This window comes from Janthinobacterium goodfellowi (genome assembly GCF_051380695.1).
In the GTDB taxonomy this organism is placed as follows: domain Bacteria; phylum Pseudomonadota; class Gammaproteobacteria; order Burkholderiales; family Burkholderiaceae_D; genus Janthinobacterium.
The window spans coordinates 350,949-365,109 of record NZ_JBNYXN010000005.1; the positions used below are offsets into that span (position 1 = coordinate 350,949).

Annotated in this window: 17 protein-coding genes; 3 read left to right on the forward strand and 14 right to left on the reverse strand. The window is 64.9% G+C overall.

Annotation, left to right across the window (positions count from 1 at the left end):
* The first annotated feature begins 76 nt into the window (after positions 1-76).
* Positions 77-742, forward strand: coding sequence for a dienelactone hydrolase family protein (locus ACQ4WQ_RS20515; protein WP_326456846.1), 666 nt, complete (start codon positions 77-79; stop codon positions 740-742).
* Between the two features lie 31 nt (positions 743-773).
* Here ACQ4WQ_RS20515 and fghA read toward each other — a convergent pair whose 3' ends face one another.
* From fghA to ACQ4WQ_RS20545, 6 genes are all read right to left on the reverse strand, one after another.
* Positions 774-1,643: an S-formylglutathione hydrolase gene (gene fghA / locus ACQ4WQ_RS20520; protein ID WP_436499572.1), complete on the reverse strand. Its 870-nt coding sequence runs from the start codon at positions 1,641-1,643 to the stop codon at positions 774-776.
* Between the two features lie 56 nt (positions 1,644-1,699).
* Positions 1,700-2,563, reverse strand: a complete 864-nt coding sequence (locus ACQ4WQ_RS20525; RefSeq protein ID WP_436499574.1) for an NAD-dependent protein deacetylase — start codon at positions 2,561-2,563, stop codon at positions 1,700-1,702.
* Between the two features lie 48 nt (positions 2,564-2,611).
* Positions 2,612-3,283, reverse strand: coding sequence for a signal peptidase I (lepB, locus tag ACQ4WQ_RS20530; RefSeq protein ID WP_436499576.1), 672 nt, complete (start codon positions 3,281-3,283; stop codon positions 2,612-2,614).
* A gap of 162 nt (positions 3,284-3,445) precedes the next feature.
* A complete protein-coding gene (locus tag ACQ4WQ_RS20535) occupies positions 3,446-3,691 on the reverse strand; it encodes a hypothetical protein (protein ID WP_436499578.1) in 246 nt (81 codons plus the stop codon).
* Positions 3,688-3,939 (reverse strand): hypothetical protein, encoded by a 252-nt coding sequence (locus tag ACQ4WQ_RS20540; protein ID WP_326456841.1) that lies wholly within the window; start codon positions 3,937-3,939, stop codon positions 3,688-3,690. Before ACQ4WQ_RS20540 ends, ACQ4WQ_RS20535 begins: the two co-directional genes overlap by 4 nt.
* 131 nt (positions 3,940-4,070) lie before the next feature.
* Positions 4,071-4,610 carry a GNAT family N-acetyltransferase gene (locus tag ACQ4WQ_RS20545; RefSeq protein ID WP_436499580.1) on the reverse strand — a complete coding sequence of 180 codons (540 nt, stop codon included), beginning with the start codon at positions 4,608-4,610 and terminating at the stop codon, positions 4,071-4,073.
* 83 nt (positions 4,611-4,693) lie between these two features.
* Here ACQ4WQ_RS20545 and ACQ4WQ_RS20550 point away from each other — a divergent pair, with 83 nt between their 5' ends.
* Positions 4,694-5,086, forward strand: coding sequence for a VOC family protein (locus tag ACQ4WQ_RS20550; protein ID WP_436499582.1), 393 nt, complete (start codon positions 4,694-4,696; stop codon positions 5,084-5,086).
* Between the two features lies 1 nt (position 5,087).
* Here the strand turns inward: ACQ4WQ_RS20550 and ACQ4WQ_RS20555 are convergent, their stop codons facing one another.
* Positions 5,088-5,672 carry a DinB family protein gene (locus ACQ4WQ_RS20555; RefSeq protein ID WP_326456838.1) on the reverse strand — a complete coding sequence of 195 codons (585 nt, stop codon included), beginning with the start codon at positions 5,670-5,672 and terminating at the stop codon, positions 5,088-5,090.
* A gap of 163 nt (positions 5,673-5,835) precedes the next feature.
* Between ACQ4WQ_RS20555 and ACQ4WQ_RS20560 the strand changes: the two genes are divergently transcribed.
* Positions 5,836-6,813, forward strand: a complete 978-nt coding sequence (locus tag ACQ4WQ_RS20560) for an HDOD domain-containing protein (protein ID WP_436499584.1) — start codon at positions 5,836-5,838, stop codon at positions 6,811-6,813.
* Positions 6,814-6,839: 26 nt separating this feature from the next.
* On the opposite strand, the gene ACQ4WQ_RS20565 is transcribed toward ACQ4WQ_RS20560, so the two are convergent.
* From ACQ4WQ_RS20565 to ACQ4WQ_RS20595, 7 genes are all read right to left on the reverse strand, one after another.
* On the reverse strand, positions 6,840-7,541 hold the full coding sequence (locus tag ACQ4WQ_RS20565) for an ABC transporter ATP-binding protein (protein ID WP_436499754.1): 702 nt from the start codon (positions 7,539-7,541) through the stop codon (positions 6,840-6,842).
* Positions 7,542-7,545: 4 nt separating this feature from the next.
* Positions 7,546-8,259 carry an ABC transporter ATP-binding protein gene (locus tag ACQ4WQ_RS20570; RefSeq protein WP_436499586.1) on the reverse strand — a complete coding sequence of 238 codons (714 nt, stop codon included), beginning with the start codon at positions 8,257-8,259 and terminating at the stop codon, positions 7,546-7,548.
* A complete protein-coding gene (locus ACQ4WQ_RS20575; protein ID WP_326457549.1) occupies positions 8,252-9,211 on the reverse strand; it encodes a branched-chain amino acid ABC transporter permease in 960 nt (319 codons plus the stop codon). The genes ACQ4WQ_RS20570 and ACQ4WQ_RS20575 overlap by 8 nt, the downstream gene beginning before the upstream one ends.
* On the reverse strand, positions 9,208-10,080 hold the full coding sequence (locus ACQ4WQ_RS20580; RefSeq protein ID WP_035817692.1) for a branched-chain amino acid ABC transporter permease: 873 nt from the start codon (positions 10,078-10,080) through the stop codon (positions 9,208-9,210). Before ACQ4WQ_RS20580 ends, ACQ4WQ_RS20575 begins: the two co-directional genes overlap by 4 nt.
* Positions 10,081-10,184: 104 nt before the next feature.
* The gene (locus ACQ4WQ_RS20585) at positions 10,185-11,351 is read right to left on the reverse strand and encodes an ABC transporter substrate-binding protein (protein ID WP_436499589.1); all 1,167 of its coding nucleotides are present in this window, start codon (positions 11,349-11,351) and stop codon (positions 10,185-10,187) included.
* 60 nt (positions 11,352-11,411) lie between these two features.
* Positions 11,412-12,950 carry a class I adenylate-forming enzyme family protein gene (locus ACQ4WQ_RS20590; protein WP_436499591.1) on the reverse strand — a complete coding sequence of 513 codons (1,539 nt, stop codon included), beginning with the start codon at positions 12,948-12,950 and terminating at the stop codon, positions 11,412-11,414.
* An 11-nt stretch (positions 12,951-12,961) separates the two neighbouring features.
* Positions 12,962-14,116, reverse strand: coding sequence for an acyl-CoA dehydrogenase family protein (locus ACQ4WQ_RS20595; protein ID WP_102298559.1), 1,155 nt, complete (start codon positions 14,114-14,116; stop codon positions 12,962-12,964).
* Positions 14,117-14,161 lie beyond the last annotated feature (45 nt).

Genomic DNA, 14,161 nt, shown 5'->3' on the forward strand with positions numbered 1-14,161 from the left:
CGGTGCCCGTTCCGGCAAGATCAGCGCAAAATCTGTGCAATAGCAGCTTGATTTCAGCTCGATAGCGGAGGCAGCCATGCAAGAACAATTTGTCAGCATCACGGCCGATGAACTTCAAATGGACGGCGTGCTTGAAATGCCCGAGCGGCCCGTGGGCATCGTCCTGTTTGCCCACGGCGCGGGCGCCGATAGCGACTACCTGGGCGCATCCAGCCACGCCACCGCCCAGGATTTTCTGCGAGCGGGCATCGCCACCCTGCGCTTCGACCAGGGCGGTGTCGAGCCTGGCGGCGGCAGCAATGGCCATGCGTATTTCGTGCGCAGCGATATCGTGCTGCTGGCGCGCCAGCTGGAAAAAGCCCTGGGCTGGCTGCAAGTCGACCCGTCCACCCGGCGCTTGCCCTGCGGCCTGTATGGTTATGGCACCAGCGCGGCCGTCGTGATGCAGCTGGCAGCCTGGCGCAGCGCGGAAATCGCCGCGCTGGCCGTCTGCGATGGCCAGGTGGAAATGGCGGGCAAGGCGGCGCTGGAAAACGTGCGCGTGCCATCGTTGCTGATCGTGGGCGGACGCGACCCCGACGTGGCGGGCCTGAACCGCATGGCGTTTGCCACCTTGCGCTGCGACAAGCAACTGGAACAGATCGCCGCCCCTGGCGGCCCCGACACGCGCCACCAGGCGGCCCTGCTGGCCACGGACTGGTACACGCGCCATTTCAACGGGCATACCAGTACGGCGCAGTAGCGCAATCAGGCAAGTGCGTCAGGCAAGGGCGTCAGCCAAGGGCGCGCAGATTCCGCGCATGGAAGCGCACGTGCTCTTCCATGAAACTGGCGATGAAGTAATAGCCGTGGTCGTAGCCGGCATGGCGGCGCAGCCGCAAGGGCTGGCCGGCGTCGCGGCACGCCGCTTCGAATACCTCGGGGTGCAGTTGTTCGGGCAGGAATTTGTCGGCCAGGCCCTGGTCGATCAAGATGCCGTCAGGAAATAGTGGCGGCCGGCCATGCAGGCCGCGCATCAGCACGCTGGCGTCGTATTGCTGCCAGTTGGCCTCGTCACTGCCCAGGTAGCCCGTGAATGCCTTTTTGCCCCACGGACATTGGCTCGGCGCGGCGATGGGGGCGAAGGCGGAGACGGAGCGGAACAGCGCAGGATTGCGCAAGGCCAGCACCAGCGCGCCATGGCCGCCCATCGAGTGGCCGAAAATGCCCGTGCGTTGCGCATCGATCGCCAGTTCCTGTTCCAGCAGGGCGCGCAATTCCAGGATATAGCTGTACATGCGGTAGTGGCTGCTCCAGGGCGCCTCGGTGGCGTCCACGTAAAAGCCGGCGCCTGCGCCGAAATCCCAGGCATCCGTCTCGCCCGCGATATTCGCGCCACGGGGGCTGGTGTCGGGGGCGATCAGGATCAGGCCTTCCTCGGCCGCCACGCGCTGCGCGCCGCCCTTGATCATGAATGTTTCTTCCGTGCAAGTCAGGCCCGCCAGGTAAAACAGGGCGGGGCGTTTGGTGGTGACGGCGCTGCCTGGCGCCGTGTCGGGAATGAAGGCCGAGAAACGCATGGGCAAGCCGATGGCTTGCGCCTCGTGGCGATAAAAGCGTTGTACGCCGCCAAAACAGGCGTGTTCACTCAACAGTTCCAGCATGAATTCTCCTCGTTAATTGCACAGTATAGCCAGAGCGGCGCGGGGCCGGCACGCGCTCAGCCCAGCATGGCCGCTAATGCAGGCAGAATGTCTTGTGCCGGGGCATCGGTCTTGAATGCCAGCAAATGGTCGGCGCGCGTCTTGCCCATGTTGATGGCGGCCACGGGCTTGCCCGTCTCGGCTGCCATGCGGCACAGGCGAAAGCTCGAATACACCATGACGGACGAACCCACCACCAGCAGGGCGCTGGCCGCATGCATCTTGCTTTCGGCCTCGGCCGCGCAGGCGGCGGGTACGCCATCGCCGAAAAACACCACGTCGGGCTGCAGGGTGCCGCCGCAGCGAGGGCAAGCAGGCACGTGGAAGGTGGCCAGCTGGGACGGCTCCAGCAAGGCGTCGCCGTCGGGCGCCGGCGTGGCCGTGGCGCCCAGCATCTGGGGATTGTCGCGTTCGAGCTGATCCTGGATCAGGCGGCGCGTGTGGCGGGCCCGGCAATCGAGGCATACGACGCCATGTATGCTGCCGTGCAACTCCGTGACGGCGGCGCTGCCGGCCTGCTGATGCAGGCCATCCACGTTTTGCGTGACCAGGCCGCCGATGCACTGACGCTGCGCCAGTTGCGCGATGGCCAGGTGGCCCGGGTTCGGCATGGCGCGCGCCAGGGTGGGCCAGCCCACCATGCTGCGCGCCCAGTAGCGACGGCGCACGGCTTCCTGGCGGCGAAAATCGGGACCTTGTACGGGGGCATTGCCGTGCCGCACTCCTTCCGTGTCGCGGTAAGCGGGTATGCCGGACGCCGTGCTGATGCCGGCGCCCGTCAGCAGCAGCACGTCGGGATGGCGCTGCAGGAACTGCGCCAGCTGCTCAAGGGCGGGATCGTCGCTGGCGGGCTGCTGGCTGGATGAAGGAAAGTTGTGCATGATGCGCCATGCTAACCGAAAAGCGCGGCGCCGTTGCACGGGCAACATTTACTCCAGCTTCATGCCGAAACGCTGCAGTCGCGGCTGCCAATGCTCCTCGATATTGGCCGAGACGAGGATGCGCTCGGCCTTGCCGATCAGCAATGCACGGGGCACGAAGCCGAAGTAGCGCGAGTCGGCGCTGTTGTCGCGGTTATCGCCCAGCATGAGGAAATGGTCGGCCGGCACCGTCACGGGGGCAAAGCTGCGCGCCGCGCCTGCGATTTGCGGCAAGACCTGGATGCGGTGCTGCTCGGTCTGGTTGCGCTCGCTGATGCGCTGCGCCGTCAGCTGGCCCACGTGAGCGATGGTTTCGGGCGCCGTGTCGAGCGCCGTGTACTGGGCGGGCTGGCCATTGATGACCAGCTGTTCATTGCGCATTTCCACCGTGTCGCCGGGCAGGGCGATGATGCGCTTGATCAATCGCGTGCCGTCTTTCGGCGAGGAAAAGGTGACGATGTCGCCCCGCTGCGGTTCGCCCAGGCGCTGCAGCACGATATCGGTAAGCGGCACTTTCAGGTTGAAGGCGAGGCGGTTGACGAAGACCACGTCGCCCTCGAGCAGGTTGGGGCGCATGGACGCCGACGGGATGGGATTCCAGTCCGCCACGGCCGTGCGGAACACGCCGAACAGCAGAAGAAACATCAAAAAACCTTTGTTGGCGCGCATCCATGTGCTCATGTCGGCTCTTTCGCTGGGCTGTGCCCGTGATGGTGTAGGGAGGCGCCATTGCTGCTGGCGCCATATCACGATGCACGGCGAGGCTGAAGCCAGTCTTAAATCCAGCGCATGCGGGGCCGATGGCGTGACCGCTGTTGCGTGCACGCATCACCGTGCCAGCCATCAGGGATGGCGGCATGACGCTTGCGTATCGTCGTTGCCGTTCGGCAGGCGCTTGCCATGCATTTCATCCCACAGTTCGCCCAGCGCCACCAGCAGGCCGCCGGCGACGAGGGGGATGGCCACCAGCCATGGCATGCCGTCGAGCCAGGGACCCAGCAGGATGGCCGAGGCCACGGCGATGACGAGGGCGCTGCACCAGAAACGGCGCGGATGCCGGAGCGTGAACAGGTAATGAAGGTGCTTCATATATCCTCCTTGGTGAGCATGCGGAACAGCCGGGCGGCCAGGATGCTGCTGACGGCGACGACGATGCCGCCGTCCAGGAAAAACAGCACCTTGCCCACCAGGTGCATGCCCTGTATCAGGTAGGCGGGCAGTTCCTGCGCTTCCGCCCATTGCGTCATGCGTGCCAGCACGATGGCGGCGGCAAAGATGACGATGGCCAAGGTCAGCACCAGCAGCACATGTTCGAACAGGCGTTGACGCAGTTTCATGTTGGACTTGGCAAGATATTAAAAATTCCCGAGCCTTGACGTTATCAGCCCAATATCGCCGTGCTTTGCGTTGTCACAAAGGCGCTGGGGATAGGATAAAAGTCGCGTTGTCGCCAGAAAAATGCGACATTTCAAGCCATGGCTTGTGTGTTGCGCCGTTCAAAATACAGCAAGTCCGACCAGTCACCCTGGAAAAGCATGGCTTTTTCCGAGCGCCCGTACTGGTGAAAGCCGTTGCGCTGCATCACGGCGACCGAGCCCAGGTTTTGCGGCCGCGCCGTCGCTTCCAGGCGCCACAGTTCCAGTGGGCCGAACGCTTCTTCCAGCAGCAGGGCGACCACGCGCGTGGCGTAGCCGCGTCCGCCGAACCGTTCGCCGATGCGGTAACCGAGCGCCGCCTTGTTGTAGTAGGGGCGCATGACGGCGGTCAGGTTGACCCTGCCGACGATCTGCCCGTCCAGCTTGGCCAGGTACTGGTAGGCGCGGTCTTGCTCGCGCTCGCGCTGCGCCTGCTCGATGGCGGCGGCGATGGCTTCCTGGCTATAGTAGGACGGTGCCCGGGCCGTGACCCAGGTTTCAAAATAGGCGCGGTTGTCCAGTTCGAAGGCGAGCAAGTCGGGGAGGTCGGCGTTGGTGGGAGGAAGCAGTTGGAGGCGGTCGAGGTCTGGCATGGGATCTGGTCCGAAAGAGATGCGCCATTATAATCAGCTGGCGCACTTCGCCGCACACCCGTTTGACTTCATGAAGGAGCAGCATGCTGTCCCATCTCTGCCTCGGCACCAACGACTTTCCCCGCGCCTACGCCTTCTATACGGTCTTGCTGGGAGAACTCGACCTGATCCAAAAATTTCATGATCCGGCCAAGCCTTGGGCCGGCTGGATGGCGCGGCAGGCGCCGCGTCCCCTGTTCGTGCTGACGGCGCCGCATGACGGCTTGCCGGCGACGCCCGGCAATGGCCAGATGACGGCCGTGCTGGCCGCCAGCCGCGCGCAGGTGGACCGCTGCCACCAGGCCGTGCTGGCGCTGGGCGCCGTGTGCGAAGGGCCGCCCGGCTTGCGTCCCCATTACCACGCCAACTACTATGGCGCCTACTTCCGCGACCTCGACGGCAACAAGCTGTGCGTCTGCTGCCACGGCGAGGAATAATTCAGCGCTCTCCCCACACCTCATCTTCCGTCCAGCCCAGCTCCGCAAAATCCTGCGCCCGCTCGTCCGCTTCGCCGGCGCAATAGAATTCGTCGAGCTGCGGCGGCGCGATGCGCGTGCCGGCCAGCATGGCGTGCACTTGCCCCCGGTGGTGGATCTGGTGCTGGAACAGATGCGCCAGCAGGCGCAGGCGCGTGTCGACTTGCGGCGTGTCGCGCAAGATCGTCACGGGCCGCGCCAGGTCAAGGTCGCACAGGCTGCGGCAATGGGCGATCAGGCGCAGGTCCGAGGCGCGCTGCGCCGCGTGCAGGGCCGCGCAATCGGTGAACGGCTCGTCCTGTTCAAAAAAGACGTAGCAGTCGGGATGGGGGGCTTCGCCGCGCAGCTCGCGCTCGAGCGCGTCGAGATAAAACCAGTCGCATGTGAGGATGTGGTTCAGCGTGAACTGGATGGTGGGAAAAAAACTGACGCGCGTGGCCTGGAACTCGGCCTGGGTCAGCTGCCCGCACGCTTTCAGCAGGCGGTGGTTGGCCCAGGCGTTGTTGTACGCCTGGCTGGTGAGGTAGTGCGCAAGTGGATTGTTCATGATGGATCGCTTGTCGGGCAGGGAAGGGGGCAGGTCGTGCCACTTTAGCATGTTGCGGCAGGTGGACAAAGCGCTCACGCCCGCTGCACCGGCGCTGCTGTCATCAAGTAAAATCGCGGGGCGGATTTCGCGATAGTGATGCACATAGGGCTGGAAGAATACAATGGGTTGGATAGGAAAATTACTGAGCGGCGGCGACAAGGCTGCGCCCCTCACGGCAGCGGCGGCGCCCGAGGTGGCACGGCAGCCGGCCACCATCACCGAAATCGATGCCATTTACTACCGTTGGCTGGCGGCCGCCGGTTCGGCGCAGGCGCCGGCGGAGGCGGAGCAGCAGATCCTGGACGAATTGGCGCGCCTGGTTCGTGAACCGGTCGCCGGCGCTGCACTGATACCGCGCATTCCGGCCATCATTCCCCAGCTGATGCGTACCTTGCAAGATGAAAACATGAGCGCGGCCAAGCTGTCGGCCCAGCTGGCCCAGGACGTGCTGCTGGTCGCCGAGGTCTACCGCGAAGCGAACCGGCCCTGCTACCATTCGCGCTACAACGCCAGCCCGTCGATCAACAACATGGAAGGCGCCATCATGCTGCTGGGGCAAAACGGCATGCGCATGCTGCTCGCCCGCGTCGCCTTCCGTCCCATCGTCAGCATGCAAAGCGGCGGCCTGACCATACGCACGGCGCCGCTGATCTGGCGCCAGTCCGAGAAATGCGCGCTGGCGGCCAACCTGGTCGCGCCGGCCATGCAGGCCAACGCCTTCGACGCCTATCTGGCGGGACTGATGGCCAATGTCGGCCTGGTGGTGGCGTTCCGGCTGATCGACCAGATGCATGCGCCCGATGCCTTTCCGCAGTCGGACGCCTTCATTGCCCAGGTGTTTGCGCAAGCGCGCATCTTGTCGGTGCGGATCGCCGAACTATGGGAGTTTCCCGCGTCCGTGACCCGCGCGATCGGTCAGGCCGGCGCCGCTGCCGATGCCGATCCGCAGGCGCAAGCGCTGGCGCTGGGCGAGCGCTTGAGCAAGCTGCGCATGCTGGTCGATACCGGCCGCTTCCCCGCCGACGATCCCTTCGTGATGGCCGGATTCGGCAAGAGCGAGCTGCAGGTGTTCGATAAACTGGCCGACGAGGAGGAGTGACGCCGGCCGCGTGCGGCCGATATCGCTCAGCGCGCGAAATACAGTGCGTGCAGATGCTCGAGATCGACATCATCGGCTTTTTGCGACAGCGCCACCTTACCGCTTTGCATCAGGTAGACGTGATCGGCCACGCCGACGGCGCGCGCCGTGTTCTGCTCCACTAAAATGATGGTGCGCTTGCCGTCGTTCAGGCGCGCGAGGATCTCGAACAGCTCGTTGACCACCAGCGGCGCCAGGCCCAGCGACGGCTCGTCGATGATCAATAACGACGGATCCGACATCAATCCCCGCGCCATCGCCAGCATCTGCGCCTCGCCGCCGGAGAGCGAGCCGGCCAGCTGCTTGCGCCGTTCGTGCAGGCGCGGGAACATGGCGTAGGCTTCGGCCAGGCGCGCCGGCATGTGGCTGCGGTGCTCCTTCGGAAACGCGCCCATGATCAGGTTTTCTTCCACGCTCATGTCGCGGAACGTCATGCGGCCTTCCGGGATCATCGTGACCCTCGCGTCGCTCATCTTCCACGTCGGCGTGCCGTTGATGGGCGTGCCGTCGAGCGCGATGCTGCCCGCGCCCACGGGCAGCAGGCCCATGATGGCGCGCAGCAAGGTGGTCTTGCCGGCCCCGTTCGGGCCGATGATGGTGGTCAGCTTGCCCTTCTGGATCGACAGTGACACATCCCACAGCACATTGATGGCGCCATAGCCGGCGCGCAGATTATTTACTTCAAGCATCGTTTCAGGCATGCGCTGCTCCCGTATAGCTTTCGATGACGGCCGGATCGCGGAAGACGGCATCGGGCGTGCCGTCGGCGATCAGCTGGCCAAAATTGAGCACGGCCACGCGCTGGCACAGATTGCTGATGGTTTCGATATCGTGCTCGATCATGACGATGCCCACGCCAAAGGCGGCGTGCAAGTCCTTGAGCATGCCCATGAAGCGGCGCTTGCCGTTCGTTTCCAGGCCGGCCAGCACTTCATCTAAAAGCAGCAGTTTCGGGTTCGTCGCCAGCGCCTTGGCCACTTCCAGCGCTTTCAATTCCGTCAGCGCCAGTTCGCTGGCCGCGTCGCGCCCGGCCTTGTCCGCCAGGCTCGTGAAATCGAGGATTTCATCGATCTTGCGCTGGTCCACCTTGCCGGTGCCGAAGCGCTGCGCCACGACGAGGTTTTCGCGCACCGTCAGTTCATGCATTGGTTGCGGAATCTGGAAGGTGCGGCCCAGCCCCAGGCGCGCGCGCTGGTACATGGGCGTGGCCATGATGTCGCGTCCCTCGAAGCGGATGCTGCCGCCGGTGGGGCGCACCAGGCCGGAAATGGCGTTGAACAGGGTGGTCTTGCCGGCGCCGTTCGCGCCCACGAGGCCGATCACGTCGTGGCTGCCCACTTTTAACGTGACGGAATCGACGGCCGTCAGGCCGCCGAAGCGCACGGACACATTATCGAGTTCAAGCATGTGCTTTCTCCTTACCCAGCGCTTTTTTCAGCAGCGGCAGCAAGCCGTTCGGACTGAAGACGATCATCGCCACCAGCAGCACGCCCAGCACCAGCTGGTGACCGGTGGGGATCAGCGATTTGAAGATCAGCTGGTCGACCAGGTAGACCACGACGGCGCCCAGCACGGGGCCGAGTATGGTGCGGTAGCCGCCGAAGATGGCCGCCACGATCGGCAAAGTCACCCACAGGCTGTTGAAGGCGTAGTCGGGCTCGAGGAAGTTGATGTAATGGGCGTTGAAGGCGCCGAACAGGCCCGCCATGAAGGCCGACACGAGCAGCATCGCGCCTTTCAGCAAGGTGCTGTTGACGCCGACGACGCGCGTGGCGTCTTCGCTGTCGTGCATGGCGCGCAGGGCGATGCCGTAATGGCTGGCGCGGATGCGGCTGTAGGCAAACGCGCACGCCACCACCAGGGTCAGCACGACCAGGTAGGCGCCCGTCTTGCTGGCCAGATCGAAGCCGAAGACGGTGGGTAAAGCCGGGATATTGTTGATGCCGCCGGCGCCGCCCGTCACGGCACTCCATTCCGTGGCCAGGATGCGGAAGATGTGGGCGTAGGCGAGGATGGCCAGCGCAAAATACGGCCCGCGCAGCCGCAGCACGGGCAGCATGATGACGGCGGCGATGGCCGCGCCCGCGCCGCCCAGCAGCATGGCGGCAAACACGGGCAAGCCCAGTTTCACGGTGGCCAGCGCGGAGACATACGCGCCCACGCCGAAGAATGCCGCATGGCCGAAGCTGACCATGCCGCCCAGGTTGCCCAGCAGGGCCCAGGACATGGCCACGCCGCCGATGATCAGGGCCGCCACCACCATGCTCATCACATACTGGTTGGCGCCCAGGGCCAGCGGCACGGCGACATACGCGGCCAGCAGCAGGATTGCCGTGGAAATCAGTGTCGAGCGCTTCATCCGCGCCTCCGTTGTGCGCCGAACAGGCCGTTCGGCATGATGAACAGCACCAGCAGGAACAGCACCATGCCGGACAATTCCTGCAGCGCGGAGCTGGCCAGGGTGACGGTCAGCGCCTCGGCCACGCCCAGCAGTACGGCGGCCAGCAGCACGCCCGGTATCGAGCCGATGCCGGCCAGTACCGTGATGATGAAGGCTTTCACCGTCAGCGCGCCGCCGTAGGCCGGCTGGATCACGCCATAGCTGAACAGGGCCACGCCGGCGAAGGCGGCCAGGATGCCGGCGACCAGAAACGACACCAGTTCCGTGCGGCCCGGATCGATGCCCATCAGCTTGGCCGCGTCGCGGTTGCTGGACACGGCGCGCACGGCGCGGCCATACCAGCTGGTCGACAGCCAGCGCCACAGGGCCGCCATCAGCACCAGGCTGACGCCAAAGAAAATCACTTCGCTGCGCATGCTGAAAAACGGGCCGATCTCGAAGCCTTCCTGCAGCCAGCTCGACGAGGTCGAGCGGATGTCGGCCTTCCATACCAGCAAAATGAAATTGGTGAGGATCACGCCGATGCCGTAGGTGAGGATCAGCGAATTGATTTCGCGGTCTTTCTTGATGCGGCTGACGATCAGGTACACGCCCACGGACGTCAGGCTGACGATCACCAGCGCGATGGGAATGGCGAACATCGGCCCCAGGCCCAGGCCGGACTCCACGCTGTAGGCGATGTAGGCGGCCAGCAGCACCAGTTCGCCGTGCGCCAGGTTGATCACTTTCATGGTGCCGAAGACCAGCGCCAGTCCCAGTGCGATCAGGGCGTAGGAGCCGCCCTGCAGCAAGCCCGAATACAGGGCTTGCAAGATTAATTCTGTCATGTCGTCATCCCGTCAGGCGGCCCGGGCGCATCGCGAAGAGGCACCAGGACCGCCGTTCATCGGTGCACGCCCGGCGGGCGCGCGCGTGTGCAGCGGGAGGCTGCTTACCAGGGCAGGGCAGGGTAGTTCAGCTTGCCCGTCGCGTGTTCCTTCGGCCAGACGATCACCACCTTCTTGTCCTGGTGCTGCGCCATGCGGTGCACGAAGTTCTGGTTGTCGCCGTTGGCGGCGAACTGCACGCGGCCGATCAGCGTTTCGCGGTCCGTCTTGCGCATCTCGTCGGCCACGCCGCCTTTCTTGAGCGTGCCCTTGTCGGCCGCGCGCGCGATCGCTTCGAACAGCAGCATCGACTGCACATAACCGAACTGGCCCAGGTAGTCCGGCTCCTTCTTGTACAGCTGCTTGTAGGCGTCGCTGAAGGCCTTGCCGTCGGCCGTCTTGAATTCGGTCGGGAAGGGCAGCAGGGCCGTGCCGAAGACGTTCGGCATCAGGTCGGGGAAGTCGGCCGCCATCTTCGGCGTGGCCAGCGACCACACGCCCACCATGGCCTTGATCTTCGGTTTCAGCACGCGGGCGGCGCGGATGATGCCCACGTAATCGTTTTCGTAGCCGACCATGGCCACGACTTCCGATTTATCCTGCAGCTTGATCTTGTTGATGATGGGCTTGAAGTCGGTAATGGCCGGGTCGAACGAGTGCGTCGTCACCTTCACGCCCTTGGCGGTCAGGGCCTTTTCCACGTCTTTCGCCAGGCCCGTGGTGGCATCCTTGGTCGAATACACGATGGAGACGGACTTGGCGCCCACATCGGCAAGCAGTCCCAGCATGGCTTTTTCGTAGCCGGCCGTGTTATTGATGCGGAAAAAATTCTTGCGCCCGCTGGCCACCAGGCTGTCGTCCACGCCGCCCGAAGTGATGTAGACGAGGCCCAGTTTATTGGCCGTGTCGGAGGCGGGCGAGATATTGTTCGAGCCGTAGCCGCCCGTGATGGCCACCACGCCCTGGCTGGCCAGCTTTTCCACGGCGGCGATGGCCTTGGCGGGTGCCGATTCGTCGTCGACGGTGACGATCTTGATGGTGTGCTTGCCGTTGGTCTTGTTGAAGACCTCGGCCGCGACCATGATCCCTTCCTGCATGCCGGCGCCGACCCGCGCCAGGTTGCCCGTCAGCGGGATTTCCGCGCCGACCAGGAATTCGTCGGCGCTGGCCTGTGCCATCCAGGCGCTGGCGACCAGCGCTGCCATGGCGATGCGTGTATAGGTGCGTTTCATCGTGTCTCCTCCGGTGATGTGGCTTGGTTTTATTGTCGGGTCTGGTACAACATGGTCAACTTATCGTGCATTCTGCGCCATTTGCCGCAGCTGCCCCTTTAAAATCTTGCCCGTGGCCGCCGCCGGCAGCGCATCCATGACGATGATGGCGGACGGGCACTTGTACGGCGACAGGGTCTGCGCCAGCCAGGCCTGCAATTCTGCCACGCTGGCGGGCTGGCGCGGGTCCAGCTCCACGTAGGCGATGACGTCCTCGTTGCCATCGGCCAGGGTGCGTCCCACCACGGCCGACTGCACCACGGAAGCGTGGGCGTTCAGGGCCGTTTCCACTTCCAGCGGATACACATTGAAGCCGGAGCGGATGATCAGTTCCTTGGTGCGGCCCACGATGAACAGCGCGCCGTCAGGGCCCTGGCGCGCCATGTCGCCCGTATTGAGCCAGCCGCCGTCGCGCATGGTGGCCGCCGTCATGGCCGGTTCGCGGTAGTAGCCGGCCATGATGTTCGGCCCGCGTATCCATAATTCCCCCGGCTCGCCCGGCGCCACATCCTGGCCGGCCACGTCGACCACGCGCACTTCCACGCCGGGGATCGGCATGCCCACGGAATCGTCCAAGCGCGGCGTTTCCAGGCGCGTCTGGCTGATGGTGGGGGCGCTTTCCGTCATGCCGTAGCCATTGTGCAGCGCGGTGCCCAGCAGCTTTTCCACTTCGTGCTTGAGCGACGGCGCCAGCGGCGAGCCGCCCGCATACGCAAAGCGCAGCCGCGTGGGCAGCGGCGTATCGGCGCCGCCCAGGGTTTGCAGCAGCTTGGCGTACATGGCGGGCACGCCCTGCACGATGGTCAGTTCATCGTCTTTCAATGCGGCCAGCAGGCCGTCGACGGAAAAGCGCGGCACCAGGTACAGCGCGGCGCCCGCATACAGGGTGCCCAGGGCCACCGACGCCAGGCCGTACACGTGCGAAATCGGCAGCACGCCGTAGGCGCGGTCGCTGCTGGTCAGGCCGCGCAGGGTGCTGGAGACGGCGGCGATGAACAGCAGGTTGCGGTGCGTGAGCATCACGCCCTTCGACTGCCCGGTGGTACCCGTCGTGTAGATCAGCGCGGCCACCTGTTCGTTGCCGGGCACCGTGTCTTCCGCGATGGCCGCCTCGTTCAGGTCGCCAGCCAGCAGCTCGCCCATGCCGTCGACCGTGGCGCTGGCCGCGCCCAGACGCGCCGCGTGCGCGGCCGCTTCCGGCGAGGCGCCGGCCAGGAACAGCATCCTCCGCGCGGAACTGTGCGCGGCGATGGTGTCGATCTCGCGCGCCGACAGGCGGGCATTGACGTTGACGATCCAGGCGTCGATGCTGGCCGCCGCAAAGATCAGCGCCACCTGCAGCGCGCAGTTCTCGCCCACCACCATCAGACGGTCGCCGGCGCGCACGTTCAGCTGGCGCAGCAGCTGCGCGGCGCTTTCCACACTGTGCTGCAGCTGGGCGTAGGTCCAGCTGCGGCCAGCTTCATGCAGCGCGGGCGCGTCGGGCGCGCGCGTCGCCCAATAGATGGGGATGGCCGACAGGCGCGCCGGCAAGTGGGCCAGCAGGGCGGGAATGTCCATCGCGGCCTCCTTCACTTTTGCGCTGCCTTGATCATGTTGCGGGCGATGACGATCTGCTGGATCTGCGTCGTGCCTTCGTAGATGCGGAACAGGCGCACGTCGCGGTAGAAGCGCTCGGCCGCATATTCGCTGATGTAGCCGGCGCCGCCGTGGATCTGCACGGAGCGGTCGGCCACGCGGCCGCACATTTCGGAAGCGAACAGCTTGCAGCACGACGCTTCCGTCGAGATGTCTTCCTTGTTGTCGCGCCGCCGCGCGGCGTCGAGCACCATGCTGCGCGCCGCGTAGATTTCGGCCTTGCTGTCGGCCAGCATGGCCTGGATCAGCTGGAATTCCGCGATGGGCTGGCCGAACTGCTGGCGTTCCATCGCGTAGGCGAGGGCGTCGGCCAGCATGCGTTCGGCCGCGCCCACGCAGACGGCGGCGATGTGCAGCCGGCCCTTGTCGAGCACCTTCATGGCAGTTTTAAAACCCACGCCTTCCTTGCCGCCGATGACGTTCGCGGCCGGTACGCGGCAATTTTCGAAGATGACGTCGCAGGTATGCGCGCCTTGCTGGCCCATCTTTTTATCGATTTTTCCCAGCGAGAGGCCCGGCGTGTCCTTTTCCACGATGAAGGCGGAAATGGCCGAGGCGCCGCGTTTGACGGGGTCCGTGCGGGCCATGACGGTAAAGATGCTCGCTTCGGGCGCGTTGGTGATGTAGCGCTTGCTGCCGTTGAGGATATAGAAGTCGCCGTCGCGCACGGCCGTCGTGCGCAGCGAGGCCGCATCCGATCCCGATCCCGCTTCCGTCAGCGCGAACGAGCCGATGATCTCGCCGGCCGCCAGCTTGGGCAGGTAGTATTGTTTTTGCGCTTCCGTGCCGTCGATGACGATGCCTTGCGAGCCGATACCGTTGTTCGTGCCGATCAGCGAGCGGAAGGCGGGCGAGGTGCGGGCGATTTCAAACGCGACGCGTACTTCCTCTTCCATGCTCAGTTCCAGGCCGCCGTAGGCTTCCGGAATGGACAGGCCGAACAGGCCCAGTTCGCGCATCTGCGCCACGATGGCGGGCGGGATCGTGTCCGTTTCAGCCACCAGCGCCTCGTTCGGCACCAGCACTTCGCGCACGAAACGGGCGATGCTGTCGAGCAGGATGTTCAGGGTTTCTTCGTCGCGTATCATCGGGTTCCTCGGCGCTTTGATTTGATCTGTTGTTGAGAGGGGGCG